The 26565-nt window shown below is 69.5% G+C and carries 27 protein-coding genes; 11 read left to right on the top strand and 16 right to left on the bottom strand.

What is annotated here, in order from left to right:
- Positions 1–186 precede the first annotated feature (186 nt).
- Positions 187–5694, top strand: a complete 5508-nt coding sequence (locus ACFVRO_RS10845) for a glycosyl hydrolase family 8 (RefSeq protein ID WP_386952130.1) — start codon at positions 187–189, stop codon at positions 5692–5694.
- A gap of 9 nt (positions 5695–5703) precedes the next feature.
- Positions 5704–6399, top strand: a complete 696-nt coding sequence (locus tag ACFVRO_RS10840; protein WP_386952128.1) for an alpha/beta fold hydrolase — start codon at positions 5704–5706, stop codon at positions 6397–6399.
- A 3-nt stretch (positions 6400–6402) separates the two neighbouring features.
- Here ACFVRO_RS10840 and ACFVRO_RS10835 read toward each other — a convergent pair whose 3' ends face one another.
- Positions 6403–7113 (bottom strand): beta-ketoacyl-ACP reductase, encoded by a 711-nt coding sequence (locus tag ACFVRO_RS10835; RefSeq protein WP_223586338.1) that lies wholly within the window; start codon positions 7111–7113, stop codon positions 6403–6405.
- A 135-nt stretch (positions 7114–7248) separates the two neighbouring features.
- Here ACFVRO_RS10835 and ACFVRO_RS10830 point away from each other — a divergent pair, with 135 nt between their 5' ends.
- From ACFVRO_RS10830 to ACFVRO_RS10815, 4 genes are read left to right on the top strand one after another with little or no spacing between them, the layout of a single operon-like run.
- Complete coding sequence (locus tag ACFVRO_RS10830; RefSeq protein ID WP_386952127.1) at positions 7249–7845, top strand: DUF4190 domain-containing protein; 597 nt, start codon at positions 7249–7251, stop codon at positions 7843–7845.
- Positions 7846–7896: 51 nt separating this feature from the next.
- Positions 7897–8250 carry a DUF3099 domain-containing protein gene (locus tag ACFVRO_RS10825; RefSeq protein WP_105673007.1) on the top strand — a complete coding sequence of 118 codons (354 nt, stop codon included), beginning with the start codon at positions 7897–7899 and terminating at the stop codon, positions 8248–8250.
- Positions 8247–8441 (top strand): hypothetical protein, encoded by a 195-nt coding sequence (locus ACFVRO_RS10820; protein WP_105673006.1) that lies wholly within the window; start codon positions 8247–8249, stop codon positions 8439–8441. Before ACFVRO_RS10825 ends, ACFVRO_RS10820 begins: the two co-directional genes overlap by 4 nt.
- Positions 8438–9250, top strand: coding sequence for an SURF1 family protein (locus tag ACFVRO_RS10815; RefSeq protein WP_386952125.1), 813 nt, complete (start codon positions 8438–8440; stop codon positions 9248–9250). The genes ACFVRO_RS10820 and ACFVRO_RS10815 overlap by 4 nt, the downstream gene beginning before the upstream one ends.
- 4 nt (positions 9251–9254) lie before the next feature.
- Here the strand turns inward: ACFVRO_RS10815 and ACFVRO_RS10810 are convergent, their stop codons facing one another.
- The 5 genes from ACFVRO_RS10810 to ACFVRO_RS10790 all read right to left on the bottom strand — a co-directional run bounded on the left by ACFVRO_RS10810 (position 9255) and on the right by ACFVRO_RS10790 (position 13362).
- A complete protein-coding gene (locus ACFVRO_RS10810) occupies positions 9255–9986 on the bottom strand; it encodes a hypothetical protein (RefSeq protein ID WP_386952122.1) in 732 nt (243 codons plus the stop codon).
- A 76-nt stretch (positions 9987–10062) separates the two neighbouring features.
- The gene (locus ACFVRO_RS10805) at positions 10063–10701 is read right to left on the bottom strand and encodes an HAD family hydrolase (protein WP_386952119.1); all 639 of its coding nucleotides are present in this window, start codon (positions 10699–10701) and stop codon (positions 10063–10065) included.
- Positions 10689–11123, bottom strand: coding sequence for a cupin domain-containing protein (locus ACFVRO_RS10800; RefSeq protein WP_386952116.1), 435 nt, complete (start codon positions 11121–11123; stop codon positions 10689–10691). The genes ACFVRO_RS10805 and ACFVRO_RS10800 overlap by 13 nt, the downstream gene beginning before the upstream one ends.
- Positions 11120–11704: a pyridoxal 5'-phosphate synthase gene (locus ACFVRO_RS10795; RefSeq protein WP_386952113.1), complete on the bottom strand. Its 585-nt coding sequence runs from the start codon at positions 11702–11704 to the stop codon at positions 11120–11122. Before ACFVRO_RS10795 ends, ACFVRO_RS10800 begins: the two co-directional genes overlap by 4 nt.
- A 59-nt stretch (positions 11705–11763) precedes the next feature.
- Positions 11764–13362 carry an ABC-F family ATP-binding cassette domain-containing protein gene (locus ACFVRO_RS10790; protein WP_105673000.1) on the bottom strand — a complete coding sequence of 533 codons (1599 nt, stop codon included), beginning with the start codon at positions 13360–13362 and terminating at the stop codon, positions 11764–11766.
- A gap of 164 nt (positions 13363–13526) precedes the next feature.
- On the opposite strand from ACFVRO_RS10790, the gene ACFVRO_RS10785 reads away from it, so the two are divergent.
- The 4 genes from ACFVRO_RS10785 to ACFVRO_RS10770 all read left to right on the top strand — a co-directional run bounded on the left by ACFVRO_RS10785 (position 13527) and on the right by ACFVRO_RS10770 (position 17515).
- The gene (locus ACFVRO_RS10785; protein WP_105672999.1) at positions 13527–14147 is read left to right on the top strand and encodes a DedA family protein; all 621 of its coding nucleotides are present in this window, start codon (positions 13527–13529) and stop codon (positions 14145–14147) included.
- 4 nt (positions 14148–14151) lie between these two features.
- The gene (locus tag ACFVRO_RS10780) at positions 14152–15351 is read left to right on the top strand and encodes a sensor histidine kinase (protein WP_223586332.1); all 1200 of its coding nucleotides are present in this window, start codon (positions 14152–14154) and stop codon (positions 15349–15351) included.
- Positions 15348–16019, top strand: a complete 672-nt coding sequence (locus ACFVRO_RS10775; protein ID WP_105672997.1) for a response regulator transcription factor — start codon at positions 15348–15350, stop codon at positions 16017–16019. Before ACFVRO_RS10780 ends, ACFVRO_RS10775 begins: the two co-directional genes overlap by 4 nt.
- A gap of 116 nt (positions 16020–16135) precedes the next feature.
- Positions 16136–17515: an acyltransferase gene (locus ACFVRO_RS10770; protein ID WP_386952110.1), complete on the top strand. Its 1380-nt coding sequence runs from the start codon at positions 16136–16138 to the stop codon at positions 17513–17515.
- Here the strand turns inward: ACFVRO_RS10770 and ACFVRO_RS10765 are convergent.
- From ACFVRO_RS10765 to ACFVRO_RS10755, 3 genes are read right to left on the bottom strand one after another with little or no spacing between them, the layout of a single operon-like run.
- Positions 17401–17994, bottom strand: coding sequence for a CbiQ family ECF transporter T component (locus tag ACFVRO_RS10765; protein ID WP_386952108.1), 594 nt, complete (start codon positions 17992–17994; stop codon positions 17401–17403). The genes ACFVRO_RS10770 and ACFVRO_RS10765 overlap by 115 nt on opposite strands.
- On the bottom strand, positions 17991–18683 hold the full coding sequence (locus tag ACFVRO_RS10760) for an energy-coupling factor ABC transporter ATP-binding protein (protein WP_386952105.1): 693 nt from the start codon (positions 18681–18683) through the stop codon (positions 17991–17993). The genes ACFVRO_RS10765 and ACFVRO_RS10760 overlap by 4 nt, the downstream gene beginning before the upstream one ends.
- Positions 18673–19260, bottom strand: a complete 588-nt coding sequence (locus tag ACFVRO_RS10755) for a biotin transporter BioY (protein ID WP_105672994.1) — start codon at positions 19258–19260, stop codon at positions 18673–18675. Before ACFVRO_RS10755 ends, ACFVRO_RS10760 begins: the two co-directional genes overlap by 11 nt.
- Before the next feature lie 94 nt (positions 19261–19354).
- Between ACFVRO_RS10755 and ACFVRO_RS10750 the strand changes: the two genes are divergently transcribed.
- Positions 19355–19933: a TetR family transcriptional regulator gene (locus tag ACFVRO_RS10750; RefSeq protein WP_386952102.1), complete on the top strand. Its 579-nt coding sequence runs from the start codon at positions 19355–19357 to the stop codon at positions 19931–19933.
- Here the strand turns inward: ACFVRO_RS10750 and ACFVRO_RS10745 are convergent.
- The 7 genes from ACFVRO_RS10745 to sufB form a co-directional block, all read right to left on the bottom strand.
- Positions 19896–21266 (bottom strand): MFS transporter, encoded by a 1371-nt coding sequence (locus tag ACFVRO_RS10745; protein ID WP_386952099.1) that lies wholly within the window; start codon positions 21264–21266, stop codon positions 19896–19898. The two genes, ACFVRO_RS10750 and ACFVRO_RS10745, sit on opposite strands and share 38 nt — an antisense overlap.
- Positions 21263–22417 (bottom strand): MalY/PatB family protein, encoded by a 1155-nt coding sequence (locus ACFVRO_RS10740; RefSeq protein ID WP_105672991.1) that lies wholly within the window; start codon positions 22415–22417, stop codon positions 21263–21265. The genes ACFVRO_RS10745 and ACFVRO_RS10740 overlap by 4 nt, the downstream gene beginning before the upstream one ends.
- 86 nt (positions 22418–22503) lie before the next feature.
- A complete protein-coding gene (locus ACFVRO_RS10735; RefSeq protein ID WP_105672990.1) occupies positions 22504–22833 on the bottom strand; it encodes a metal-sulfur cluster assembly factor in 330 nt (109 codons plus the stop codon).
- A gap of 10 nt (positions 22834–22843) precedes the next feature.
- Positions 22844–23614, bottom strand: coding sequence for a Fe-S cluster assembly ATPase SufC (sufC, locus tag ACFVRO_RS10730; protein ID WP_105672989.1), 771 nt, complete (start codon positions 23612–23614; stop codon positions 22844–22846).
- The gene (locus tag ACFVRO_RS10725; RefSeq protein ID WP_386952097.1) at positions 23615–23941 is read right to left on the bottom strand and encodes a non-heme iron oxygenase ferredoxin subunit; all 327 of its coding nucleotides are present in this window, start codon (positions 23939–23941) and stop codon (positions 23615–23617) included.
- Positions 23938–25143 (bottom strand): Fe-S cluster assembly protein SufD, encoded by a 1206-nt coding sequence (sufD, locus tag ACFVRO_RS10720; RefSeq protein WP_105672987.1) that lies wholly within the window; start codon positions 25141–25143, stop codon positions 23938–23940. The genes ACFVRO_RS10725 and sufD overlap by 4 nt, the downstream gene beginning before the upstream one ends.
- Positions 25143–26561, bottom strand: a complete 1419-nt coding sequence (sufB, locus tag ACFVRO_RS10715; RefSeq protein ID WP_105672986.1) for a Fe-S cluster assembly protein SufB — start codon at positions 26559–26561, stop codon at positions 25143–25145. The genes sufD and sufB overlap by 1 nt, the downstream gene beginning before the upstream one ends.
- Between the last annotated feature and the right edge of the window lie 4 nt (positions 26562–26565).

Below are 26565 nucleotides of genomic sequence, written 5' to 3'. Positions count from 1 at the left end.
CCGATGAACGGCCGATGCGCCTTTCGTGCCGGCGGATGAACTCTCCTCTCGTCCGGCCTCTCGTCATTGACCCGTGCCTTCGTGTGTGGATAGCATTCCCATAACAGATCGTAAATGATCTTTACTATCGAAATCCACCCTCGCCTCACAGGTCGCTGCCGTCGACCGCCCCACGAAGGACACTCGATGACCTCCTCGGACACCACGCACCCGCTCCGGCTCTCCCGCTCCGGAGTCGTGCGCACCCTGGCCGCGATCACCGCGGCGCTCACGCTCTCGGCGCTCATCGCTCCTACCGCGCAGGCTGCCGGACCCGAATCGGTGGCGGAATGGCGTTTCGCGACGGCGCCCTCCGTCGTCGACGCCAGCCCGGCCGCGAACGTCTTCACCGCGACGGGCGGCGCGGACACCGCGGCGAGCCTGCGTCCCGTCACGACCGACCCGCTGCTCTCCTACACCTACGACGAATCCGAGCGCTCGGTGCGATACCAGGGCTGGAACGACGGCGTGGGCGTCAAGGGGTGGGTGGTCACCCTGGACACCCGTGGCTATGCCGACCTCACTCTCACCTCACAGCAGCGCTCGTCCGGTTCGGGGCCGCGCGACTTCGCTGTGCAGGTCAGCACCGACGGCCAGAGCACCTGGCAGGACGTGCCGGGTGGCGTCGTCACCGTGGGCACCGATTTCGCGACCGGCGGTTCCGTCGCGTCGCTCCCGCTGCCGGCATCCGCCGCCGACCGCGCCGACGTCGCGATCCGCTGGGTGGTGACCTCCACCACCAGCGCGAGCGGATCGACCGTCGGCGCGACCGGCTCCAGCCGCATCCGCGACATCTCGGTATCCGGCACATCCACCGGCACACCGGTCGAGCGGCCCACCGTCGCGACCGCGCTCTCCCCGCTGAACGGCGCCGTCGACGCGCCGCTGGACGCTGTGCTCACCGTGACGTTCAACAAGCCGATCGCGCTCGCATCGGGCGCGACGGCATCGGTCGTCGATGACGGCGGCTCCCCCGTCGCCGACGTCGCCGCGACCGCGAACGGCACCCAGCTCTCGCTGACGCACGCTCCGCTCCAGCCCGGACGCGGATACACCGTCACCCTGCCCCGCGCCGCGGTGGCCGGAGCGGCGGACGGCATCGCCCCGGCATCCGACATCGTGTGGTCCTTCCGCACCCCCGCGGCCCCGCGCGACTCCGTGGCGGAGTGGGCGTTCGCCGACGACGGCGACGACGGCGTCTTCTGGGCCACCGACGGCGCCTATGCCGACCACTCCGCCCTCACCAGCGTCGGCACCCGCGGCGAGTACGGCTTCCACGCCGACCGCGGCAACGTGATCTCCGTGCAGGGCTGGGGCGGAGGCGCCGGCACCAAGTACTGGCTGGCATCGCTGTCCTCCGTCGGTTTCGAGAACCTCTCCCTCTCGTCGGAGCACAGCGCCTCGGGCTCGGGTCCCCGCGACTTCGTCGTCCAGATGAGCACCGACCGGGTCACCTGGACCGATGTCCCCGACTCCACGATCAAGACCGCGACGCACACCTTCACCTGCCCTGACGACACGTGCCGCCTCACGGACGTCCCGCTGCCCGCGGCCGCATCCGGGGCCTCGACGCTGTTCCTGCGCTGGCTGCAGGCCACCGACACTCCCTCCAACACCGACGACAACACCACCGTCGGCGGCTACGGCGACAGCTTCCTCCGCAACATCCGCATCTCGGGCGACCGGATCGACGGCGCCCCGCTCGTGATCCCGACCGTCGACGTGCAGACGGCCCCGGTCGATGCCGCGGCGACCGTCGACCTCGCCGCACCCGTGACCCTCCGCGTCAACAAGGACGTCTCGATCGTCGACGCCTCCTCCATCTCGATCGTCGACGAGACCGGAGCCGCCGCATCCGGAGTCGTCCCGACCGCGAAGGACGACCTCGTGTCGATCGCCCACCGGGACTTCGGATTCGGACACCGCTACACGGTCACGGTTCCGGCCGCGTCCATCGCGGGTGCCGACGGCGTCTCCCCCGTCCGCGACATCGTCTGGAGCTTCAGCACCTTGGCGAAGACACCCACCGCGTTCTCGATGAACTTCAACGGCGACACCCGCACCTCGATGAGCTTCGCCTGGTACACCCCGCCCGAGGTCACGGCGACGCATGTCCAGATCGCTCCCGCAGGCGCCCACGACGGCGAGGAGTTCCCCGACGACGGCGTGATCGAGTTCGATGGGAAGAGCGAGATCATCGACACGTTCGTGACGGAGAGCGACCGTGAGGCGCGCCGCACCACGAAGTACGCGAGCCACAAGGCGACGGCGGACGGGCTCTCCCCAGGAACCTCCTACGTGTACCGCGTCGGCGACGGCACACCGAACGGCTGGGGCGGGATCGGCAGCTTCACGACCGACTCGGCGATCGCGGAGCCGTTCCACTTCCTCTTCGGATCCGATTCCCAGGCCTCCGATCTCGGGAGCTTCCTGGAGTGGCAGGACACCTTCGAGAAGGCGTCGGCGAAGGTGGACGACCCGAAGTTCCTCCTCGTCACGGGTGACCTCGTCGACAACGGGGACCTCGAGGAGCAGTGGCAGTGGATGCTCAACAGCGCCGCCGACCAGTTCGCCACCGTGCCCTACGTGCCGGTCCTCGGCGGGCACGAGGTGGAGGACTCGGGAACCCTTCCGAACAACAACTTCTTCAACCACTTCAACGAGCCCCGGGATGCCGCGGGCACCGGCGCCCACGAGGGCTCGGTCTACTCGTTCGAGTACGGCGACGCCCTGTTCATGCAGTTCAACTCCCAGTACGGCGGAGGACTCGACGAGAACGGCGACACCGCCTGGGTCGATCCGCAGTTCAGCAAGCAGCTCGACTGGCTTCGTCGCACCGTCGCCGAGACCGACAAGCGGTGGAAGTTCGTGTCCCTGCACAAGGGCGTCTACTCCGCCGGCGAGAACGTCTGCAACTGGGAGGCCGACCGCGTCGCGTTCTACGAGAAGACGCTCGTGCCGATCTTCCAGGAGACGGCGGTCGACGTGGTGCTCGAGGCGCACGACCACATGTACATGCGCTCCCACCAGATGCGCGACGGCCACCCGGTCGACACCATCACGGATGAGAACGGTCAGATCGTCGTGCAGTACGACGTGACGGATCCGAACGGCGTGCTCTACCTGATGCCCAACGCGCTCGGCAACAAGTTCTACGAGACGCCGGAAGGGTGCGACACCTCGTTCGCGGCGATCAACGCCCAGCCGGAGAAGAAGATGTTCGTGGACTTCTCCGTGTCGCGCGACACCCTGTCCTTCACCGCGTACACGGCGGCCAAGGAGGACGAGATCGCCGGCTCCGACGGACTGCGCGAGTTCGACCATTACTCGATCACCCGCACGGACGGCACCCCCGATCCGGTGCGCGACGCGAGCGTGCGCATCGCCGACGGCGCGGCGTCCTTCTCGTGGAAGGCGCCGACCGCTTCGGTCGAGCCCGTGCGGGGGTATCGCATCTACGAGAAGAACGACCGCGTAGGCGTGAACTGGAGCGCGTACATCCCCGCCGAGACCGGCAAGGAGCAGTACACGTTCGTCCAGCCCATCTCCGACGACCCCACGGTGCGCTACGAGTTCGTCGTGCGCGCCGTGGGCGCGAAGGACAACTCCGCGCCCGTGGCCGTCGCTCCGCCTCGGGTGTCCGATGACGAGAAGGCTCCGTCTGCGCCCGTCGGCGTGACCCTCAGGGTGGCGTCGCCGTTCCAGGTGAACGTGAGCTGGCTGCCGTCGGTGGACGACGTCGCGGTGGCCGGGTACAAGGTCTTCCGGGACGGCGAACTGGTCGCGCGGACCACGACGACGACCTTCCAGGACGCGGGGCGCGAGCCGGGCACGACCTACGAGTACCGGATCAGCGCCTACGATGCCGCGGGCAACGAGTCGGCGAAGAGCACCCCGGCGACGGTGTCGACCCCGCGGAACCCCACGACGACGGATCCGCAGCGCCCGTTCGGTCAGCACACGGTCTACGCACCGGGGACGCTGCGTCCCGGCGTGGGCCAGGAGCGGATGGATGCGACGGTCGCCTCCCTCTACGACGCGTGGAAGGACGCGTATCTGACGCGGAACCCCTACGAGTCGGACCAGTACTACGTCTACTACAACGGCAACGGCGAGGCAGGGGAAGACGCCCCCGATGCGGTGACCACGTCGGAGTCCAACGGCTACGGAATGCTCATCACCGCGATCATGGCCGGGCACGATCCGCAGGCGCAGACCCTGTTCGATGCGCTGCTGCGCTTCGCGAAGGCCCACCCGAGCAGCGTCGATCCCGACCTGATGGCCTGGCAGCAGCGGGATGACGGCACGGCGATCGTCAACACGACGGAGGTCGACGAGGAGGGCGAGGAGTACGGCGACGACGCGGCATCGGACGGCGACCTCGACATGGCCTACGCGCTGCTCATGGCCGACGCGCAGTGGGGCAGCGGAGGGGCGTTCGACTACCTCTCCGAGGCGCGTCGTCTCATGGCGGCGATCCTGAGGAGCGAGGTCCATCCGACGGATGACGTGATCCTCCTCGGCGACTGGACCAGGGACGAGATCGTCTTCGGCCGGTCGACGCGCACCTCCGACTTCATGCTCCAGCACTTCAAGGACTTCGCGAAGGCGACGGGGAACCCGCGCTGGACAGACGTGGTGGACGCGACGCAGTCGGCGTCTCACGACCTCTTCTCGCGCTTCAGCCCGACGACGGGTCTGCTGCCCGACTTCGCGATCCGCGACGGGGCCGGGTACCGACCGGTGGATCCGGGATTCCTGGAGGACGACAACGACGGCGCGTACAACTGGAACGCCAGCCGCGTGCCGTGGCGCCTCGGCACCGACTATCTCCTCACCGGCGACGATCGCACCCGGGAGCAGCTGTCGACGATGAACTCGTGGCTGCAGACTGCGACTCACGGCGATCCCTCGGCCATCGCTCAGGGGTACTCCCTCGAGGGGCAGCCGCTGGACGAGTGGACCGACCTGGCGTTCTCGGCGCCGTTCACGGTGAGCGCGATGGTCGAGGGCGGGAACCAGGAGTGGCTCGACGCGCTCTGGGAGGCGAACACCGCCGAGCCCGTCACGACGTACTTCGGCGACAGCATCCGGATGCTGTCCCTGATCGTCGTGTCGGGCAACTGGTGGTCACCCACCGGGGTCGGTCTGCCGGAGACGGCCGTCGCGCCCGTCGCACCGACAGGCCTGACGGCCACCGCGACAGCCCCTACCTCCGTGCGACTCGAGTGGCAGAGCACGGCGGGAATGCTCAAGACCGCGGCCACCGGCCGCGCCGAGGTGATCGGCTACCGCGTCTTCCGCGACGGCGTGGCGGTCGCGAGCGTCGCGGAGGGCACGTCCTTCGTCGACTCCGGCCTCGTCGGCGGCACCACCTACCGCTATCACGTGACCGCGGTGGACTCGCTCGGACAGGAGTCGTCGCCCAGCGATGTCGCCGCGGTGACGACCCCGAAGTCCGGCGGCGGAACGCCCGTCGACCCGGGAACCCCCGGGTCCCCGCACGGCGGCGGACTCGCGACGACGGGCGGGAGCGTGCCGATCTGGATGCTCCTCGGCGGCCTGGCGCTCATCGCGGTCGGAGCGATCGCGCTGATCCGTCGCGGACGCGGTGGACGATCCGGACGCTCCACGGATGTCGGAGGCGACGCGTAGGGTCTGCGCATGGACATCATCCTCATCCCCGGTCTCTGGCTCGACGCGTCCAGTTGGAACGAGGTGGTCCCCGCCCTGGAAAGGGCGGGGCACCGCGTGCATCCCCTCACCATGCCCGGTGTCGGCGCACCGGCCTCCGAGTCCGCTGACATCGGCATCGCGGACTGGGTGGCGGCGGGCGTCGCAGCGGTCGACGCCGTGGACGGCCCCGTCGTGGTGGTCGGCCACAGCGGAGGCGGCAACGTCGCGTGGGGCGTCGTCGATGCGCGGCCCGATGCGGTCTCTCGCGTCGTCTTCGTCGACACGGTGCCGCCGCCGCCCGGCCAGGGGATCAGTGAATTCGAGACGATCGACGGCGTCGTCCCCTTCCCCGGGTGGGACTTCTTCCCTCCCGAAGACGTCGACGATCTCGACGAGGCGACGAGGGCGCGCACGGCTCTCCTGGCGCTGAGCGTTCCGGCGCGGGTTCCGACCGATCCGATCGCGCTCTCCACAGACGCCCGCTACCGCGTTCCCGCCACACTCCTCATGGGAGGGCTCGACCAGGAGACCCTGGAGTCTCTGCTCGAGCAGTGGGGTCCGTACGCCGAGGAATACCGCGCCATCGAAGACACCGAGGTCGTGCGCATCGGGTCAGGGCACTGGCCGCAGTTCTCCGTGCCCGAAAGTCTCGCGGCGCTGATCGGCGCCGCGGCGTCGAGATGAGGGTCAGTGCCCCATCCCGAGACCGCCGTCGACGGGAATGACGGCGCCGGAGATGTAGCCGGACTCGTCGCTCGCCAGCCAGGTGACGACGCCGGCGACCTCGTCGGGCGTCGCGAAGCGCCCGGCGGGGATGCTCGCCTTGTACTGCTTCTGCGTCTCTTCGGGCAGCTCCGCCGTCATGTCGGTCTCGATGAAGCCCGGTGCGACGACGTTCGCTGTGATGCCGCGACCGCCCAGCTCGCGGGTGAGTGAACGGGCGAATCCGACCAGGGCGCTCTTGGACGCCGAGTAGTTGATCTGGCCGGCCGAACCGTAGAGACCGACGACGCTGGAGATGAGGATGACGCGGCCGAAGCGGGCGCGCAGCATTCCCTTCGAAGCCCGCTTGACGACGCGGAAGGAGCCGCCGAGATTGGTGGCGACCACGCTGTCGAAGTCGTCCTCGCTCATGCGGAGCAGCAGCGTGTCCTTGGTGATCCCGGCGTTCGCGACGACGATCTCGACAGGACCGAGCTTCTCCTCGACCTCGGTGAAGGCGGCGTCGATCGCAGCGGCATCCGTCACGTCGGCTCGGACGGTGAGTGTGCCCTCAGGCCCCTCGCCGCTGCGGACCGTGACCGCGACGCGGTAGCCGTCGCGGACGAATCGCTCGGCGATCGCTCGTCCGATGCCGCGGTTGCCTCCGGTGACGAGGACGACGCGCTGAGAACTCATTTCCACTCCTGATCCGGCCGGCTGGGTCCGTGGCCTGGTCGACATCGATCCTATCGATGATGCCGTGTGCGACCGGGATGACGTTTGACAGAACAACACGCGGCTGAAACGCTGAAGGCGACGAAAGGCTTCGACGTGAGCGACAACAGCATCCCCGGTCCTGCAGGCGAGCCGCAGCCGATCCAGCCTCCGGCAGCTCCGCCCGCTTCTCCGCCCCAGGCCTACCCGGCGGGCGCTCCCGGCCAGGCGTACCCCGGCGCGGCTCCCTCCTATCCTCCGGCTCAGCCCCCGTACGGCGCCCCCGCCGCTCCGCAGCCGTACGCGGCTCCGGCAGCCCCACCCGCGTACGGCGCACCCGCGCCCCAGCAGCAGTATTACGCGTCGGTGCCCCCGACCCAGCCGGCCCCAGGGTATCCGTACGGCGCCCAGGGCTACACGGCTCCCCGTCCGAACAGCGGACTCGCGCTCACGTCGCTGATCTGCGGCATCGGCGGGCTCGTGCTGTTCTGGCTGTGGGCCCCCGTCGTCGCGTCCATCATCGCCGTCATCACCGGCCACATGGCTCTGAAGCAGATCAAGAGCAACCCCGCCCTCGGCGGCCGAGGCATGGCCATCGCGGGACTCATCACGGGTTACGCCGGCATCGGGCTCCTCGTCGCGCAGATCGCGATCGTCCTGTTCGCGTTCTTGTTCTTCGGCGCCTTCTCCGTGCCGTTCCTCGTCAACAGCTGATCCCCTGCGGCGAGCTCCACAGCCTCCCCGGCGGCGTAGGCTTGATGCATCGTGAAGAACAAGCGTCTGGTGCCCGCCGTCACCTCCCTGCCGCAGTCGCCGCGGGACGAGGCCGACCATCGCGTGCGCCGCTACGCGCTCACGATGACGATCCGCGTGGTGTGCTTCGGACTGATGGCGCTGGTCCAGCCCTACGGGTGGTACACCTGGGTGTTCGGGATCGCGGCTGCCGTCCTCCCCTACATCGCGGTCGTGTTCGCGAACGCGGGCAGCGACAGCACGGAGACGACCGCCGAGTCGCCGGTGCAGGAGATCGAGGCGACGACTCGCCTGTCGGAGACCGTCGAGACGCCGTCCGAGACCCACATCATCACGATCCACGAACGTCGGCAGGACGAGGAGTGACGGCACTGGAGTGCTCGCGCGCCGGCTGCCGGAGCGCGGCGACGAAACAGGTCGTGTGGCGGAATCCGCGCATCCACGCGGCCGATCGCGAGAAGATCTGGCTCGCCTGCGATGACCACGCGGGGTTCCTGCACGACTATCTCGCGGCGAGGGACTTCCCCGTGACGATCAGAGACGGAGTCCCCGCATGAGCCAGCGGATGCTGCGCTGGACGGTGTACGTGCTCATCGCGATCGGATTCGCGATCGCGTGCGTCTTCCTGTCGCACTGGCAGTTCGATCGCAATGCCTCCCGCACCGAGCAGATCGCCCTCGTCGAGCAGAACTACGAGGCCGATCCCGTACCCCTGGACGATCTGATCGGATCCGACGGACGCTTCCACGCAGGCGACGAATGGCATCCGGTGACGCTGAACGGCTCGTATCTCACCGACCAGCAGCTGCTCGTCCGCAACCGCCCGCACGGAGGGACGGTCGCCTTCGAGATCCTGGTGCCGTTCCAGACCGACGACGGCCGAGTCTTCATCGTCGATCGCGGGTGGGTCGCGCCCGGCGAGGGCGACACCCCGGACGCCGTTCCCGCACCGCCGCAGGGAGAGGTCGAGGTCGTCGTGCGGCTTCGACCGGGCGAGAGGCTCCCCGCGTCCGGCCGTGGAGCCGCCGAAGGCCAGGTGGCGACCATCCACCTGCCGACGGTGGCCGCGCTCGTCGGAGGCGACGATGTCGTGACCAGCGCCTACGGCCAGCTCGTCAGCGAGAAGCCGGCGGCCGCCCCCCTCGGCACCTTCGACTCCCCCACCGACGACCCCGGCCCGCACCTGTCCTACGCGATCCAGTGGATCCTGTTCGCGATCATGGGCTTCATCTTCATCGGGTACATCATCCGCACCGAGATCGTGAAGCACCGCGAAGAGGTCGAGGGCATCCCGGCGAAGGAGAAGCGCAGGCGCAGCCGCGACCGTGACGCTGACATCGAAGACGAACTGCTCGACGCCCGCTGACCCGTCAGCCGTCCCACGCACGGACCCGACGGACGATCGCCGTCTTCGGGTACTCGCCGGAGGGCGACGCCGTCTCGAACAGATCGATCAGCAGGAACAGCGGGTACTCCGGCGCCTGGCGGATTCTGCGGAGGACGACCCCCTCGCATCCGATGATCGTCTCCCCCGCTCCCCAGATGACGGTCCACGTATGCGGAAGACTCGCGTCGAAGGGCAGCGTCACCTCGGCCATGTCGGTGGTCATCCGCGGGTCGTGATGCGCTTTCACGCCGGAGCGAGCGACCGTGGACGCGCCGATCGCGTCCGCATCGATCTCGAAGACGCAGATCTCTCCCGAGTCGTCGGCGGACAGATGCTCTGTGCCGACGAGCCAGGCCGCGAGCATGCAGCCGGGATCGCTGCTGGCGCTCACGGTGATGTCAATGCGGCCGTGATCCGGCGCGAACAGCAGCCTTGTCGGCGTCTCGGTGCGCACGACGAGACCGTCGGGGCGGTGACGGTGGGTCCCCCGCGCCGACCCCGGAGGGCCGGAGAACACGCCGGTCTGGAGATTCGATACCCGAAGAGGCGCATCCTCAGCACGCCAGTCGAGTTGATCCGCGTCGATACGCAGCTCCAGCCCGTCGCGGCTGTTCGCGTACCTCGCCTCCGACCGCTCAGGAACGGTCCAGTGCGGGAGATAGTGCGCGACCCAGCGGGCGCGATCAACGCCCGTGGCGAAGTCGTCGTCGAACACCGGAGGCGAGGATGGCGGATCCGGCAACCGGACGTCTGTTGTGCGCACGGCACATGGTCTCATCGACCGCAGACATTCACCCGGCGAGCAGCGGGATCAGCTCCTCCAGGGCGGCGATGCGCGTCCGCTCTCCCGGTGCGACCTGGTGTCCGCCGTCGAAATGCACGAAGGATGCGCCGAGGGCGTCGGCGATCTCCCGGTCATGGTTGGTGTCGCCGATCATCAGCACCTCGTCGGCGTCGAGTCCCGACGAATCGAGCCAGACCTGGATCGCATCGTGCTTGGACGCACGGAACGGATCGTCTATCGACAGCACGGCCTCGAACTCATCGGCGATGCCGTGCGGCGCCATCTGCGCGCTCAGCACATCGGTCAGGGTCGCCGAGGCGAGAACCTGCCGGTGTCCGAGTCCGGCGACGGCCGCGATCGTGCGGTGCGCACCGGCGTGCAGCGGGGCCTCCCCCGTGCGCCGCGCGAGGAGCTCGAGGTATCTCCGGGCAGCCGGTTCGAACAGCGCTCCGCGGATGCCCAGGTCGGCGTAGAAGTCGCGGATCGGGAAGCGGAACGCGGAGCGGTAGGCCGAAGCATCCGCCAGTTCGTCGAGTCCGTGTTCCGACAGCACGCGGTTCATCACCTGTCGGCACAGGGCCACGTCGTCGAGCAGCGTGCCGTTCCAGTCCCAGCAGACCGCGCGGACGCGCGTCAGTCCGTCCACGGCATCGGACGCTCGGGAAGACGGGAGCTGTCGTCCGGAAGGTGCGGCAGCTCCTCACCTCCGGCGCGCACACAGAGCCAGCGCAGTTCGCCTGGGCTGTCTGGACGTGCACGCCAGGTGCGGGCGACACCCTGCCCGACGCGGATGATGGTGCCTGGTCCGACCTCGACGACCTCGTCGTCCAGGCCCATCTGACCTCGCCCGCTGAGGAAGACGTAGACCTCCTCGACCTTCCGGTGCACGTGCCAGTACCCGGCCTCCTCGCCCGGCAGGAGCGCATTGGCCGTCATCCCGATGAACTGCATCGTGAGCTCATGGTCGACGACGCGACGACCGTCACGGGACCGCGCCTCGTCGAACCCGCCGAAGTGCCCCCGCCACTCGTCGAGCGCGCCGATCTCCGTCACCTGATATCCGGTCATCGTCCGTCCTCCGCTCCTGCGCCGCTGCGGCTCCAGCCCGCGGCATCCCTCGTGTACACGATTCTCGCGTGACGCCGATCGCCCGAGCCCTGCCAGAACTCGATGCGGTCGGGGACGAGGCGCCAGAGCACCCAGTCGCCTGCGGCCACCCCGTCGCGTGCGGCGGCGGAGCGCGCAGCGAGATCAGCGGCGCTCTCTTCGGGACTCGCCTCCTCGACGCGTCCGCGGACGCGGACGGCACGGACCTGCGGCTGCCACCAGAAGTTCAGCGCCGCGACCGGACGCGCCGCGAGCTGCTCGCCCTTCGTCGAGGAGCGCGGCCCCGCGAAGGCCCAGCCGCGCGGGGACACGTCCTTCAGGATGAGGGTGCGCGCATCGGGCATCCCCTCGGCGTCCACGGTCGCGAGCGTCATCGCGTGCGGCTCCGGAACCCCTGCCGCCACGGCGCGCTCGAGCCACTCGAGGAACAGCGCGACAGGGTCGGTCGGGAGAGCATCCAGCGCGAGGACCGGAGCACGTCCGGTCAGCGAGGCCAGCGCACGCAAACGGTCGGCGACGGGGGCGGGAGATTCCTTCGGCACGCCCCCAGACTACGACCGAGCGCCGACAGAGCACCCCGCGCGGTCGACGACGGGTCAGGTCACGCGAGCTCGATGAGGTCCTGGTACTCCTGGCTCCAGATGTCCTCGACGCCGTCGGGCAGGATCAGCACGCGCTCGGGGTTGAGCGACTGCACGGCGCCGGGGTCGTGCGAGACGAGCACCACAGCGCCCTCGTAGTGCGCGAGCGCACCGAGGATCTCCTCGCGGGAGGCGGGGTCGAGGTTGTTCGTCGGCTCGTCGAGCAGCAGCAGGTTCGCCGACGACACGACCAGGGTCGCGAGCGACAGACGCGTCTTCTCACCACCGGAGAGCACGCCGGCCGGCTTCAGCACGTCATCGCCCGTGAAGAGGAACGAGCCGAGGACCTTGCGCGCCTCGGTCTCGGTGATGTGCGGAGCTGCCGAGACCATGTTCTCGAGCACCGAACGGCTCACATCGAGGTTCTCGTGCTCCTGGGCGTAGTAGCCGACCTTCAGCCCGTGGCCTGGTTCGAGCTGCCCGGTGTCGGGCTGGTCCACGCCCGCGAGCATCCGCAGCAGCGTGGTCTTGCCCGCGCCGTTCAGGCCGAGGACGACGACCTTGGATCCGCGGTCGATCGCGAGGTCGACGTCGGTGAAGATCTCCAGCGAGCCGTAGGACTTCGACAGACCGCTCGCCATCATGGGCGTCTTGCCGCAGGGCGCCGGCTTCGGGAACCGGAGCTTGGCGACGCGATCCTCCTGGCGCACCTCGTCCAGCCCGGCGAGCAGCTTCTCGGCGCGCGCGATCATCTGGTGAGCGGCGGCGGCCTTGGAGGCCTTGGCGCCGAAGCGCGCGGCCTGCTGCTGCAGCGTCGTCGCCTTCTTCTCCGCGTTCGCGCGCTCCTTCTTGCGACGCTCCTCGTCGGCGGCGCGCTGTCGGAGGTAGTTCTTCCAGTTCATGTTGTACGCGTCGATGACCTGACGGTTGGCATCGAGGTAGAACACGCGGTTCACGGTCTCGCCGACGAGCTCGACGTCGTGGCTGATCACGATCAGCCCGCCCTTGTAGTTCTTCAGGAACTCGCGGAGCCACACGACACTGTCGGCGTCGAGGTGGTTGGTGGGCTCGTCGAGGATCATCGTCTCGGCATCCGAGAAGAGGATGCGCGCGAGCTCGATACGGCGGCGCTGACCGCCGGACAGGGTCTTGAGGGGCTGATCGAGGATCCGATCGGGAAGCGAGAGGTTGTTCGCGATGGACGCCGCCTCGGCCTCGGCCGCGTAGCCGCCCTGCCCCTCGAACTCCTCGGTGAGCCTGGCGTAGCGCTTCATCGCCTTCTCGGCGACGGCCGGGTCGTCCGAACCCATCGCGACCGTGGCCTCGGCCATGCCGAGCGCCAGCGTCCCGAGGCCGCGAGCGTCGAGGATACGCGTACGGGCGAGCATCTCCGGGTCGCCCGAGCGGGGGTCCTGCGGCAGATAGCCGAGCTCGCCCGAGCGCGTGACACTGCCGCCCGACGGGAGCACGTCTCCGGCGAGCACCTTCGTCAGAGTGGTCTTGCCGGCGCCGTTGCGCCCGACCAGACCGATCTTGTCTCCATCGGAGACGCGGAACGAGACATTCTCCATGAGCAGGCGTGCGCCAACGCGGATTTCGAGTTCGTGCACGGCAAGCACAGCGGGATGTCCGTTCGTTCGGGGTGGGAGGCGGCCGATGGGCCAGCCTCCCAGTATAAACCGGCACGCTCATCGAGCATTCCCAGGAAGATCACCCCACAGGGTGACGAGGACGATACCGCGGGTGGATGCCGTCGGATGCGCCCGCTTCCTAGCGTGGAGGGGTGGACGTCATCAACGAGATCATCATGCAGACCGTCGCCTCTCCCTGGCTCTACGTCGTGCTCTTCGCCGTGACGATCATCGACGGCTTCTTCCCACCGGTGCCCAGCGAGACCGTGCTCGTCGCCGCGGCGGCGGTCGCCGCCTCCTCCGGCCAGATCGCGACCCTGTGTGCCCTCGGCGTCATCGCGGCCGTCGGAGCGGCGATCGGCGACAACATCGCCTTCGCGATCGGGCGTCGCGTCGGCACCACCCGCTTCTCCTGGATGAGACGACCGCGCATCCAGGCCGCGTTCGCCCACGCCCAACGCGCGCTGGATCGACGCAGCGCCGCGCTCATCCTCGGGGCGCGGTACATCCCGGTCGGCCGCGTCGCGGTCAACATGTCGGCGGGGGCGCTCGGGTTCCCGTGGCGTCGCTTCGTGCCGCTCAGCATCGTCGCCGGCATCAGCTGGAGCGCCCTGAGCATCGCGATCGGGCTGTTGGCGGGGGCCTGGATCAAGGACCAGCCGCTCCTCAGCGCGGTCATCGGGGTCGCCGTGGCGCTGTCGATCGGGATCGTGATCGACAGGATCGCCTCGTCACGGCGTCGCCGCGAAAGCGCTCTGCAGCTGGCAGGATGACAGCATGGCCCGCCGCCTCCGTCTCCCCCGCATCAGTGCGCGCACCGGCGCGCTGATCGGCGTGTCCGCGGCGTCGGTCGCGCTGTTCGCCGTCCTGGTCTCCCTGCACGCGACGATCTACGGCACCCTGCTGCCGCTGGTGTTCATCCTCGGGGCCGCGATCTGCGCCGCCCCTCTTCTCTCGCTGACCCGCCCCCTGACCGCGATCGCGATGTTCTGCGGCGGCGCGTTCGCACTCCCCCTGCTGGTCTCCGCGTCCGGCGGCCCCGCGGCGCCCTGGCCGTGGTCGGTGCCCGCCATGCTCGCCTTCGTGCTGTTCGTCGGCGTCGTGACCTTCCGTCACGGCGCCCGCATCGGCGCCTACCCGCTCGTGATCGGCATGATCGGATCCCTCGCGGTCCCCCTGCTCCGCCCCGACGTCCATGCGGGCAACGCCGCGACCGCGAATCTCATCGTGACGGCATCCGTCGCCTGCGGCGGCTACCTGATCGCGATGCTCGCGGCCGGCAGGCTGCACGTCGCTCAGGAGCTGTCGCGCGAGAGGGAGCACTCGGCCCTCGAGCAGTCGCGCCGGGCGCTCATGGAGGAGCGCACGCGCATCGCCAGGGAGCTGCACGACGTCATCGCGCACAGCATGTCGGTGATCCAGGTGCAGGCCTCGACGGCCCGCTACCGCCTGCCGGGCATCGGCGCGGAGGCGACCACGGAGTTCGAGAGCATCGCGGCGACGGCCCGCACCTCGCTGATGGAGATGAGAAGGATGCTCGGTGTGCTGCGCACCGAGGATCAGAGCGCCGAGCTCGCTCCGCAGCACGACATCGAGGACATCCCCGGGCTGGTCGACAGCATCCGTCGGGCCGGGGTCACCGTGGGACTGGAGATCACCGGGGCGACGTCCACGGCCCCGGTGGCGGTGCAGATCGCGGCCTACCGCATCGTGCAGGAGGGACTGAGCAACGCCGTCAGGCACAGCCCGGGCGCCCCCGTCGCGGTGCGGTTGCAGACAGACCACGGCGCGCTCCGCATCCGCGTCTCCAACCCGGCGGCACGCACTGAGGGCCCTGCCGGCGCCGGACACGGTCTGCGCGGCATGCGCGAGCGCGCGGAGCTCCTCGGCGGATCCCTCACCGCAGGCCATCAGGACGACGGCAGCTGGTCCGTCATCGCCGAGCTGCCCCTCGACCTCGCACAGGAGACCCCATGACGATCAACGTCCTCATCGCCGACGACCAGGCCATGGTCCGGGCGGGGTTCGCCGCGCTCCTCGACGCCCACGACGGCATCCGTGTCGCCGGGCAGGCCGCCAACGGCGCGGAGGCGGTCGCGATGTCGGCCCGGCTCGACCCCGACGTCATCCTGATGGACGTGCGGATGCCGGAGCTCGACGGCATCGAGGCGACCCGTCGCATCCTCGGTCCCGGCTATCCCGCGGCTCACGTTCCGCGCATCCTGATGCTGACCACGTTCGACATCGACGACTACGTGTACGACGCCCTCGAGGCCGGGGCGAGCGGTTTCCTGTTGAAGGACGCTCTGCCCGAGGAGCTCGTGCACGCCGTGCGCGTCGTGGCAGGGGGCGACGCCCTGCTGGCACCGAGCGTGACCCGGCGGCTGATCGAGCAGTTCTCCAGCCGCAGGCCGCGTGCTCCCCGCGCCGCCACCGCCCTCTCCGACCTGACCGACCGCGAGCGCGAGGTGCTCGTGCTGATCGGTCGAGGGCGCTCCAACAGCGAGATCGCGGCCGACCTCTTCATCGCGGAGCAGACCGTCAAGACCCACGTCGGCAAGGTGCTCGCCAAGCTCGGGCTGCGTGACCGCGTGCACGCCGTCATCCTCGCGTACGACGCGGGCCTCGTCGAACCCGCGTCCTGACGTCCGTCACCCCGCCGTCTCACCCCACGGTAGGGGGCGAGAACGGCACCGCGGGGTGATGCCTCGCCACTCGCCGGCTCCATAGTCTCCTGGGACACCGCTCCCGAGGAGGACCCATGAGCACCGTTCAGACACCGCCCGCCGTCGCATCGTCGGCCGTATCGCGGAGCACCCGCGACACGGGGATCGATCTGCTCCGCGCGCTGTGCGTGACCGGGGTCGTGCTGCTCCACTCGATCATGGTGGGTGTGACGGTCTCCGGAACGGACCCCGTGTTCGCGAACGCCGCGGAAGGGTCCTGGTGGATCGTCCCGGTGAGCTGGATGCTGCAGGTGATGCCGCTCTTCTTCATCATCGGCGGATTCGCCGGCGTCCTCGCGTACCGCAGGCAGCGCGAGCGCGGAGGAACCGCCACGGCCTTCGTCGCCGCCAGGGTGCACCGCCTCCTGCGCCCCGCCGCCTTCGCGATCGGCCTGGTCGGTGCGGCTCTCGCGGTGCTCGCTCTCTCGGGCGTCCCCGCCGATCTCATCGCGATCGCCGGATTCCGCTACGGGCAGCCGCTGTGGTTCCTCGGCGTCTTCCTGCTCTGCCAGGCGCTGCTGCCCGCGCTGTCGGCGGCCCATGACCGGGCTCCGCTGCGCGCCCTCGGCGCGCTCGTCGCAGCGGCCCTCGTCGTGGACGGCATCCGCACGGCGACCGGCGTCGACGGCATCGGATTCGTGAACCTCGCCTTCGTGTGGATGGCTCTGCAGCAGCTCGGATTCTTCTTCGCCGACGGCTCGATCGATGCCCTGAGCCGCCGTGTCCGGAAGGGCGTCGCCGTCGGCGCCGCCGCGCTCCTGGTCCTCTCCTTCGCGACCGGGGTGTACTCCCCCGACCTCATCGCGAACATCAACCCGCCCACGGGCGCCCTCCTGCTCGTCGGCGCGGTGCACCTCAGCCTCGTCTCCCTGTTCCGCGATCGCATCTCGGCGTTCAGCCGTGGGGCACGCGCGGCCGCGTTCAGCGCCTTCGTGAACGGTCGCACCATGACGATCTACCTGTGGCACATGCCCGTGCTGCTCGTGATGGCCGGGGCCTCGGCGATGGTCGCCCTGGGCACCGGAATGGCGCTCCCCGAACCGAGCAGCACCCTCTGGTGGCTCGGACGGCCGCTCTGGCTCGCCACCGCTCTGGCGCTCACGGCGCTGGTCGCGCTCGCCCTCACGCGGTTCGAGACCGCAGCGGCGCCCTCGCCCTCGATCTCGGGGCGCGGAGTCGCCGCAGCGACGCTGATCGGTCTGTGCGGGGTCGTGCTCCTGCTCGTCGCCGGGACCTCCGTCCTGACCGCGACCATCGCGGTCGGCGCGCTGCTGATCGCGCTGCGTCTCGCCCGCGCTGCTCAGCCGAGCCCGCGCGCCGCCAGCGCATCGCCCACATCGTCGGCATGGCGCAGCGTCCGCACCATGAGCGGAACGATCCAGCGGATGCCGAGTCTCGCCCCCCGCGCGCGCTGAGCCTCGCGCACCTGATCGGCGAAGCCCGCGACGACGGGGACCATGGTGATCGCCAGCGACACCGTCATCGCCACGGCCTCGACGTCCACTCCGCAGCGACGGAGCGGCCGGAGCGCCGCATGGAGCACCGTCAGCAGCTCCCCCATCCTCGTCGTCAGGGTGAGCAGCCCGGCCAGCAGCACCAGCGCGACGACACGTCCGGTGTTGATCCAGGCGGTGAGCGGCCCGACGAAGATCCACAGCGCGGCGCCCAGCACGAGCACGATCCACCGGAGGCGCCAGAGCTCGGCGGCAAGCACGATCGGCGGGATCCGCGCGAGTCCGTACAGGGAGAACACCGCCGCCAGAGCGACCCCGATGATCCACGGGTCCGGAGGGGCGAGGGACAGCGCGACGGCGGTCGCAGCGAGTACGGCGAGCTTCACCGCTGCGGGGAGCCGGTGCAGAGCGCTCGTGCCAGGGCGGTAGAGCTGGATCATCCGCACATCCGCCGATACGTCGAGATGAGCTCGTCAGGATCACCCACGTCCACGAGGCGGCCGTCGGCGAAGAGCACCGCCGCATCGCATCGCCCCGCGAGCTCGAGGTCGTGGGTGACGACGACCACCTGAGCCTCCAGTGACAGCAGCAGATCGCCGACGCGGCGCGCGTTGCGCAGATCGAGCAGCGTCGTCGGCTCATCGGCCACCACGAGCGCCGGCTCCGTGATCAGCACCGAGGCGAGGGCCAGCAGCTGCTTCTGCCCTCCCGAGAGCGCCGATGCGGGAACGTCGGCGCGACCGGCGAGCCCGTGCTCGCTCAGCGCCTCCGACACTCGACGGTCGATCTCGGCTCGAGGAAGGCCGCGGAGCGACAGGGCCACATCCTCGGCGGGTGTCGGCATCAGGATCTGCGCCTGCGGATCGGTGAACACGAAGCCGACCCGACGGCGGAGCGCCGCGCGGTCGCGCGAGGAGTCGAGGCCGTGCACCGACACCCGCCCCGTCGACGGGGCGACGAGTCCGTTCAGCAGCCGGGCGAAGGTCGACTTGCCCGAGCCGTTCGCCCCGATCACCGCGATCCGCGGCGCGTCGATCGCGAGGCTGACCTCCGAGAGGATGCGTCGGCCGTCGCGCTCGACCGAGACCCGGTCGAGCGCGACGGTCCGCAGATCGGTCTCAGGCCGCACGCGCCCGCGTCCGCTCGAGCCGGATGGAGCCGCCGAAGGCCGGCGGGTACGCCCTGGCCAGCGCCAGGGTCAAGGCGGTGGCCGCGGCCGCCTTCAGCAGATCCCCTGGGAGGAAGACCACCGTCGATGCCGCCGTGGGGAGAAGATCGACGCCGAGCACGAGCGACTGCACGGGGATGCCGAACAGGTAGACCACGAGGATGCCGCCGACGACCGTGCCGATGGCTGTGCGCCACCAGGTCAGCCGTCCGCTGCGGACGATGAGGCCGATCACGATGACGCCGAAGATCCAGCCCAGCATGTAGCCGGCGGTCGGCCCCACGAACACGCCGAGGCCTCCCCGCCCGCCCGCGAGCACGGGGAGGCCGATCGCTGCGAGCACCAGGACCAGGAGCACGGCGAGCGGTCCTCTGCGGGGTCCGAGCACCGTGCCGGCCAGCATGACTCCCAGGGTCTGCGCGGTGATCGGGACTCCGCCGGGCAGCGGGATCGTGACCGTTCCGAGGACGATGATGAGCGCGGCGAAGATCGCGATGCGCGCGAGATCACGGCCGAGATCGCGGGGGGCGTCGGTCATGGGTTTCCTTCCGTCGGGGTTCAGGGGTCTCGGTCGGGTGCCGATCCGCTTCCTGAACACTGTTCACCTGAACGGTGTTCACTATAGTGGGGTCATGAGTCCCGACCACAACTCCGTCCGTCACGACCGCGACGGGGTCGCCAGCGCGGCGCTCGCCCTGCTCGACGAGGTCGGGCTCGCCGATCTGTCGATGAGACGCATCGCCGGGCGCCTGGACATCCAGCCAAGCGCGCTGTACTGGCACTTCCAGAGCAAGCAGGAGCTCCTCGCCGTCCTCGCCGACCGCATCACCGCCGGGATCCCCCGCGACGACGCCGATGTGCTCACGATCGCGCGGAGCATCCGCGACGCGCTCTTCGCGTACCGCGACGGCGCCGAGCTCGTGCTCAGCACCTACGCGCTGCGCCTGGGGTCCTCGTACGCCCAGGCGGCCCTCGAAGAGGCTCTCGGCGGCGTGCCCGATGCGCAGGATCGGGCCACCGCCATCCTGCACTTCGTCCTCGGCCACTCCACGCTCGTGCAGCAGCGCATGCACGCAGACAGTCACGGCGCGGCGAACACGGGCGACGAGATCGACGTCACTGCCGGACTCGACCTCGTCTTCGACCTCGGCGTGCGTGCACTCGCCGGAGAGGTCAGCGCAGCGGCGTCTCCGCCGCGTGACCGAGTCTGAGACCGGGCACCACGGCCACCACCGCCAGCGCGATCCCGAAGACGAACACCGCGCCGAAGGCCCCGGCGCCGCCGCCCAGCGTCGCAACGCCCAATCCGGCGAGGGCGATCGCGACGGCGGAACCGGTCGAGTCCGCGATCGACAGCGCCGAGGAGTTGAAACCCTGGTTGGTCTCGTCGGAGTACGCGAGCGTCAAGACCGTGAGGCGCGGATAGAGGAGCCCCATGCCGCCGCCCGCGAAGCCCCATCCGACGATCACGAGAACCGGTGAGAGGCCGAGCAGCGCGGCCGAGAGCACGCACAGCAGCGCCAGCACGATGAGCCCGGTGCTGATCACCGCGATCCTGCGATTGCCGAGCCGCTCCCCGAACCGGCCCTGCAGTTCAGAGGCTCCGGCCCACGCGAACGCCGAGAGCATGAGGCCGACGCCGGCCCAGGTCGCCGTGAACCCGAAGCGCTCCATGAGCAGGTACGGCACGTACGCCTCGGAGGCGAAGAACGCTCCGGAGGCGATCCCGCGCATCAGGACGACGCTGGGCAGTCCGCGCCGTGACCGCAACGTGCCCCGCGGCAGCAGCGGCAGCACAGCGAATCCGATCAGCAGCACCGCGCCCGCTGCGACCGGCCAGCCGATACCCGGCTCCATCTCGGCAGCGAATCCGACGAGCACGGCGAGCACGGCGACGACGACGGCGAGCAGGAGCCGAGTGACGAGCGCCCGTCGATCCTGCGGCTCACCGTGGCCGAGGTCGACTCCGCGTAGACGGACCGCAATGGTCAGGAAAGCCGCAGCGGTGAGCACGGCCACTCCGAGGAACGTCCAGCGCCAGTCGACGTACTCCGCGACGGCGCCGGCCAGGAACGGACCGATCATCGACGGCACGACCCAGGCCGCCGCGAAGGCCGCGAACACCTTGCCGTGCAGCTGCGACGGATAGAGCCGCGCGACCACGACGTAGAGCGCGACGGTCTGGCCACCCGTGCCGAGCCCCTGCACGAGCCGCCCGATCAGGAACTGGTGCATCGTGACGGCGAAGCCCGAGATCAACAGCCCCAGGATGAACAGCGAGACCGCGACGTAGAGGGCGCCTCGCGGACCCCGCGCATCAGACCAGGCGCCCGCGGCGACCATTCCGATCACACTCGTCGCCAGCGTGCCGGCGAACGCGACCGCGTACAGCGACTGGCCGTCGAGCGCGTCGCTCACGACCGGCATCACCGTCGTCACGGCGAGAGCCTCGATGGCCCCGAGGAAGATCAGTGCGATGGCGCCGACGGTGACCCAGATGCGTTCGCGGTCCCAGATCGAAGCGGCGGTCGCGGTCTCCGTCATCGGCCCACGAGCGCGGCGATGCGCTCGACGGCCTCGGTGAGGATCTCGGGATTCGTGCCGAAGTTCAACCGCACGAACCCCTCCCCCTCCGCACCGAAGGTCGATCCGGCGTTCAACGCCACCTTCGCGTCCTTGAGGATGCGGCGGGCGGGGCTGTCGCCGAGTCCGAGGCGTGAGACGTCGATCCACGCCAGGTAGCCCGCATCGGGGATGCGATAGCGGGCGCCGGGCAGGAGCCGTGCGAGGAGATCCTCCAGCAGCACCCGATTGCGGTCGAGGGTGCGCACGAGACCGTCGAGCCACTCGTCGCTCTCCTCGCCGAACGCGGCGACGGCGGCGAGGAGCCCCAGCTGCCCTGTGCGCCAGACGACCTCGATCGGCAGAGAGCGGAGCACCGCCGTCGTCGCGTCGTCGGCGGTGACCATCAGCGCGCATTTGAGGCCCGCCAGGTTGAACGCCTTGCTGGCGCTGACGACCGCGTAGCCGACGCGCTGGGCGACCGGACTCACCGAGAGGAACGGCGTGAACCCGGTGCCGGGCTGCGCGAGCAGCGCATGGATCTCATCCGACACCACCGCGGCGTCGAACTCGTCCGCGAGGTCCGCGAGCGCGGCCAGCGCGTCGCGGTCGTGCACGGTACCGGTCGGGTTGTGCGGGTTGCACAGCAGGATCGCCCGCGCGCCGTCTTCGAAGGCAGAGCGGATGCCGTCGAGGTCGAGCTCCCAGGCGGTGCCGGTGTCGCGGAGCGGCACCCGTTCCACCTCGGCTCCCGCTTCCTCCACGAGGTCGTAGAACGGCGGGTAGACGGGCGGCGTCACGATCACGCGCTCTCCCGGCTGGACGACGCGACGGAGGATCTCGACGATCCCCATGCTGACATCGGCCGTGGACCGCAGGCGCGCCGGGTCCACCTCCCAGTCGAAGCGGCGCTTCGCGAACGCGGCGTAGGTCTCGGCCAGCGGGCCCCGCGACGCGATGTACCCGGTGTCGCCCGTCTCGATCGCGCGCTGCAGTGCCGCCTGCACCGTCGGCGCCAGCGGGAAGTCGGTCTCCGCCACGAACAGCGGCAGGACGTCGGCGGGATACTCCCGCCACTTCTCGCTGGTGCGCTCACGGAGCTCGCTCAACGGCAGCGCTTCGACCTCGACCATGTTCCTCCGGGCTTCCCCTCGCTGGTGCGCGCTCGGCGATGAGGCACGAGCGCGTCGGCCGCCGCGCGGCAGTGCTCCGATCCGCGTCAGATCGCGAAGCCGAGCGCGCGCATCATGTCGCGTCCGTCGTCGGTGATCTTCTCGGGACCCCACGGCGGCATCCACACCCAGTTGATGCGGAAGCGATCGACGACGTTGTCCAGCGCCTGGGCCGTCTGGTCCTCGAGGACGTCGGTGAGCGGGCACCCGGCGCTGGTCAGCGTCATGTGGATGACGAGAGCGTCGTTCTCGTCATCCCAAGCGAGATCGTAGATGAGGCCGAGGTCGACGACGTTGATCCCGAGCTCGGGATCCATGACGTCCTTGAGCGCCTCGGTGACCTCGTCGTACTTCTCGTCCGTGAGGGTCGCTGTCATGGCTGTCAGCCTACGCCTCGACGGGAGCCGTGGGGTCGAGGAAGCGGTCGTAGCCCTCTTCCTCGAGACGGTCGGCGAGCTCGGGGCCGCCCTCCTCCACGATCTTGCCCGCGACGACCACGTGCACGAAGTCGGGGCGGATGTAGCGGAGGATGCGCGTGTAGTGCGTGATCAGCAGCACGCCGAGACCGGTGGCCTCCTTGGCGCGGTTGACGCCCTCGGAGACGATCTTCAGCGCGTCGACGTCGAGACCGGAGTCGGTCTCGTCGAGGACGGCGAACTTCGGCTTGAGCACCTCGAGCTGGAGGATCTCGTGGCGCTTCTTCTCGCCACCGGAGAAGCCCTCGTTGACGTTGCGCTGCGCGAACTTCGGGTCCATGCGCAGGTTGGACATCGCCTGCTTGACGTCCTTGGTCCAGCTGCGGATCGCGGGGGCCTCGCCGTCGAGCGCGGTCTTCGCCGTGCGCAGGAAGTTGGTCACCGTGACGCCGGGGATCTCGACCGGGTACTGCATCGCGAGGAACAGACCGGCGCGGGCGCGCTCGTCCACGCTCATCTCCAGGACGTCCTGGCCGTCGAAGGTGATGGAGCCGGAGGTCACCGTGTACTTCGGGTGACCGGCGATCGTGTACGCGAGGGTCGACTTGCCCGAGCCGTTGGGGCCCATGATGGCGTGGGTCTCACCCGTGTTCATCGTGAGGGTGATTCCGTTGAGGATCGGGGTGGTCCCCGCCTCCGTCTCGACCGTCACGTGGAGGTCGCGGATTTCGAGAACAGACATTCAAACTTCCTTTGTCACAGTCGGATCGATGAGCACGTCGTCGCCGTCGATCTCGACGACGTAGACCGGGACGGGCTCGAAAGCGGGGAGATTCTGGGGCTTGCCGGTGAGCAGCGAGAACGCCGAGCCATGAGCCCAGCACTCGACGGTGTCGCCTTCGACGAAGCCCTCGGAGAGGGAGATGTCGCCGTGCGTGCAGGTGTCTCCGATGGCGTGGATCACGCCCTCGGAGTCCTTGATGACGGTGATAGGCACGCCGGCGGGGTCGACCCGCAGCGGCATGTCGGTCTCGAGGTCGGCGACGCCGCAGACGCGCTCGGCGCTCACGCGGTCACCGCCGCGAGCTCCGTCTCGATCGTCGCGAGCAGCTCGGTCTCGAGCGCCGGGATGCCGAGGCGCTGGACGATGTCGCTGAGGAAGCCGAGCACCACAAGGCGCCGCGCCTCCTCCTCGGAGATGCCGCGGGCCTGCAGGTAGAACAGCTGCTCGTCGTCGAAACGTCCCGTCGCGCTGGCGTGGCCGGCGCCGAGGATGTCGCCCGTCTCGATCTCGAGGTTCGGGATCGAGTCGGCGCGCGCGCCCTCGGTGAGGACCAAGTTGCGGTTCGCCTCGTAGGAGTCAGTGCCGGTCGCGTTCGCGCCGATCAGCACGTCGCCGATCCAGACGCTGTGCGCTCCCTCGCCCTGCAGCGCGCCCTTGTAGAGGACGTCGCCCTTGGTGTGGGCGCCCTTGTGATGCAGGTAGACCTGGCTCTCCAGGTGCTGACCGGCATCCGCGTAGGAGAGGCCGTAGAGGTACCCCTCCGAGCCGTTGCCCGCGAGCTCGACGTTCGGGTTCACCCGGACGAGAGCGCCGCCGAAGCTGATCACGAAGTGCTTGAGGGTCGCGTCCGCGCCCACGCGGGCCTGGTGCGCCGACGTGTGGATCGCGTCGTCCTGCCACTGCTGCAGGCTCACGACGGTGAGCCTGGAGCCGTCACGGGCGATGATCTCGACATTCTGCGAGTACTGCGCCGAGCCGGAGTGCGCGAGGACCACGGTCGCGGAGCTGTGCTCGAGCGCCTCGATCACGATGTGCGCATCGGCGCGGAGCCCGGCACCGAGGCCGGTCACCTGCACGAGGATGGGCTCGGCGACCTCCTCCTCGCGCGGGATGCGGATGTGCAGAGCCTCGGCGGCACCCTGCCAGGCGACGGCGGCCGTGATGTCCTCCGCGAGGAAGACCTCGCCGCGCGGAGCGTCGCCCGCAGCGAGCGGAGCCGCGACGTACTCCTCACCCGCGGGGAAGGCGTAGCTGACGCCGTCGTTGGGCGCGGCGACCTCGAAGAGCGGCTTCAGCTGCGCGACCGGGGTGTGCTTCCAGTTGACCTCGCGGCCCGAGGGCGCGCCGAAGTCGGTCGGATCGAAGGAGTGCGGACGCTCTGAGCGGGTCTGCACCGGGACGAAACCGGCGTCGGCCACCTGAGCGGCCGGGTCGATGTGCGCGTTCGTGTGCTGCGCCTCTGCGGGCGCGGTCGTAGGGGCCGTCACTAGCCGACCGATCCTTCCATGCCCATCTCGATGAGCTTGTTCAGTTCCATCGCGTACTCCATGGGCAGCTCACGCGCGATCGGCTCGATGAAGCCGCGCACGATCATCGCCATCGCCTCGTCCTCGGGCATGCCGCGGGACTGCAGGTAGAAGAGCTGCTCCTCGCTGACCTTCGAGACCGTGGCCTCGTGACCCAGCTGGACGTCGTCGACGCGGATGTCGATCGCAGGGTAGGTGTCGCTGCGGGACTTCGTGTCGACGAGCAGCGCATCGCAGCGCACGGTGTTCGCGGAGTGGTGCGCGGCGGCATCCACCCGCACCTCGCCGCGGTAGCCGGCGCGACCGCCGCCACGGGCGATCGACTTCGAGACGATCGACGACTGCGTGTACGGCGCCATGTGGATCATCTTGGCGCCGGCGTCCTGGTGCTGGCCGGGGCCCGCGAAGGCGACCGAGAGGGTCTCGCCCTTGGCGTGCTCGCCCATCAGGTAGATCGACGGGTACTTCATCGTCACCTTGGAGCCGATGTTGCCGTCGACCCACTCCATGGTCGCGCCCTCGTGGGCGACGGCGCGCTTGGTGACGAGGTTGTAGACGTTGTTCGACCAGTTCTGGATCGTCGTGTAGCGCACGCGGGCGTTCTTCTTCACGATGATCTCGACGACGGCCGAGTGCAGCGAGTCCGACTTGTAGATCGGAGCCGTGCAGCCCTCGATGTAGTGGACGTAGCTGTCCTCGTCGGCGATGATCAGGGTCCGCTCGAACTGGCCCATGTTCTCCGTGTTGATGCGGAAGTAGGCCTGCAGCGGGATCTCCACGTGAACGCCCTTGGGGACGTACACGAACGAGCCGCCGGACCAGACCGCCGTGTTCAGCGCCGCGAACTTGTTGTCGCCGGCCGGGATCACGGTGCCGAAGTACTCCTCGAAGAACTCGGGGTGCTCGCGCAGCGCGGTGTCGGTGTCCATGAAGATGACGCCCTGCTCCTCCAGATCCTCGCGGATCTGGTGGTAGACGACCTCGGACTCGTACTGCGCGGCCACGCCGGCGACGAGTCGCTGGCGCTCGGCCTCGGGGATGCCGAGGCGCTCGTAGGTCTCGCGGATCTCCGCGGGGAGCTCCTCCCACGACTGCGCCTGCTTCTCGGTGGAGCGCACGAAGTACTTGATGTTGTCGAAGTCGATGTCGCTGAGGTCGGCACCCCAGGTCGGCATCGGCTTGCGTCCGAAGAGCTGATAGCCCTTGAGACGCGTCTTCAGCATCCATTCGGGTTCGTCCTTGAGGGCAGAGATGCCTCGGACGACCTCTTCGGAGATGCCGCGCTTCGCCACGGCTCCCGCGGCGTCGGCATCGTGCCAGCCGAACTCGTACACCCCCAGACCGTCAAGCTCCGGGCGGTCGATCAGCACATCCGACATCACA

Origin of the sequence: Microbacterium sp. NPDC057944 (assembly GCF_042887445.1) — a bacterium.
GTDB classification, from domain to species: domain Bacteria; phylum Actinomycetota; class Actinomycetes; order Actinomycetales; family Microbacteriaceae; genus Microbacterium; species Microbacterium natoriense.
The sequence above is the reverse complement of the archived record's forward strand: the minus strand, read 5'-3'. Positions and strand labels throughout refer to the sequence as shown.

Bases quoted from the DNA above. Each gene is read 5' to 3' on its own strand.
- ACFVRO_RS10845 (WP_386952130.1), top strand. From the start codon at position 187: ATGACCTCCTCGGACACCACGCACCCGCTCCGGCTCTCCCGCTCCGGA.
- ACFVRO_RS10840 (WP_386952128.1), top strand. From the start codon at position 5,704: ATGGACATCATCCTCATCCCCGGTCTCTGGCTCGACGCGTCCAGTTGG.
- ACFVRO_RS10835 (WP_223586338.1), bottom strand. From the start codon at position 7,113: ATGAGTTCTCAGCGCGTCGTCCTCGTCACCGGAGGCAACCGCGGCATC.
- ACFVRO_RS10815 (WP_386952125.1), top strand. From the start codon at position 8,438: ATGAGCCAGCGGATGCTGCGCTGGACGGTGTACGTGCTCATCGCGATC.
- ACFVRO_RS10800 (WP_386952116.1), bottom strand. From the start codon at position 11,123: ATGACCGGATATCAGGTGACGGAGATCGGCGCGCTCGACGAGTGGCGG.
- ACFVRO_RS10780 (WP_223586332.1), top strand. From the start codon at position 14,152: ATGGCCCGCCGCCTCCGTCTCCCCCGCATCAGTGCGCGCACCGGCGCG.
- ACFVRO_RS10775 (WP_105672997.1), top strand. From the start codon at position 15,348: ATGACGATCAACGTCCTCATCGCCGACGACCAGGCCATGGTCCGGGCG.
- ACFVRO_RS10770 (WP_386952110.1), top strand. From the start codon at position 16,136: ATGAGCACCGTTCAGACACCGCCCGCCGTCGCATCGTCGGCCGTATCG.
- ACFVRO_RS10765 (WP_386952108.1), bottom strand. From the start codon at position 17,994: ATGATCCAGCTCTACCGCCCTGGCACGAGCGCTCTGCACCGGCTCCCC.
- ACFVRO_RS10755 (WP_105672994.1), bottom strand. From the start codon at position 19,260: ATGACCGACGCCCCCCGCGATCTCGGCCGTGATCTCGCGCGCATCGCG.
- ACFVRO_RS10750 (WP_386952102.1), top strand. From the start codon at position 19,355: ATGAGTCCCGACCACAACTCCGTCCGTCACGACCGCGACGGGGTCGCC.
- ACFVRO_RS10745 (WP_386952099.1), bottom strand. From the start codon at position 21,266: ATGACGGAGACCGCGACCGCCGCTTCGATCTGGGACCGCGAACGCATC.
- ACFVRO_RS10740 (WP_105672991.1), bottom strand. From the start codon at position 22,417: ATGGTCGAGGTCGAAGCGCTGCCGTTGAGCGAGCTCCGTGAGCGCACC.
- ACFVRO_RS10735 (WP_105672990.1), bottom strand. From the start codon at position 22,833: ATGACAGCGACCCTCACGGACGAGAAGTACGACGAGGTCACCGAGGCG.
- sufC (WP_105672989.1), bottom strand. From the start codon at position 23,614: ATGTCTGTTCTCGAAATCCGCGACCTCCACGTGACGGTCGAGACGGAG.
- sufB (WP_105672986.1), bottom strand. From the start codon at position 26,561: ATGTCGGATGTGCTGATCGACCGCCCGGAGCTTGACGGTCTGGGGGTG.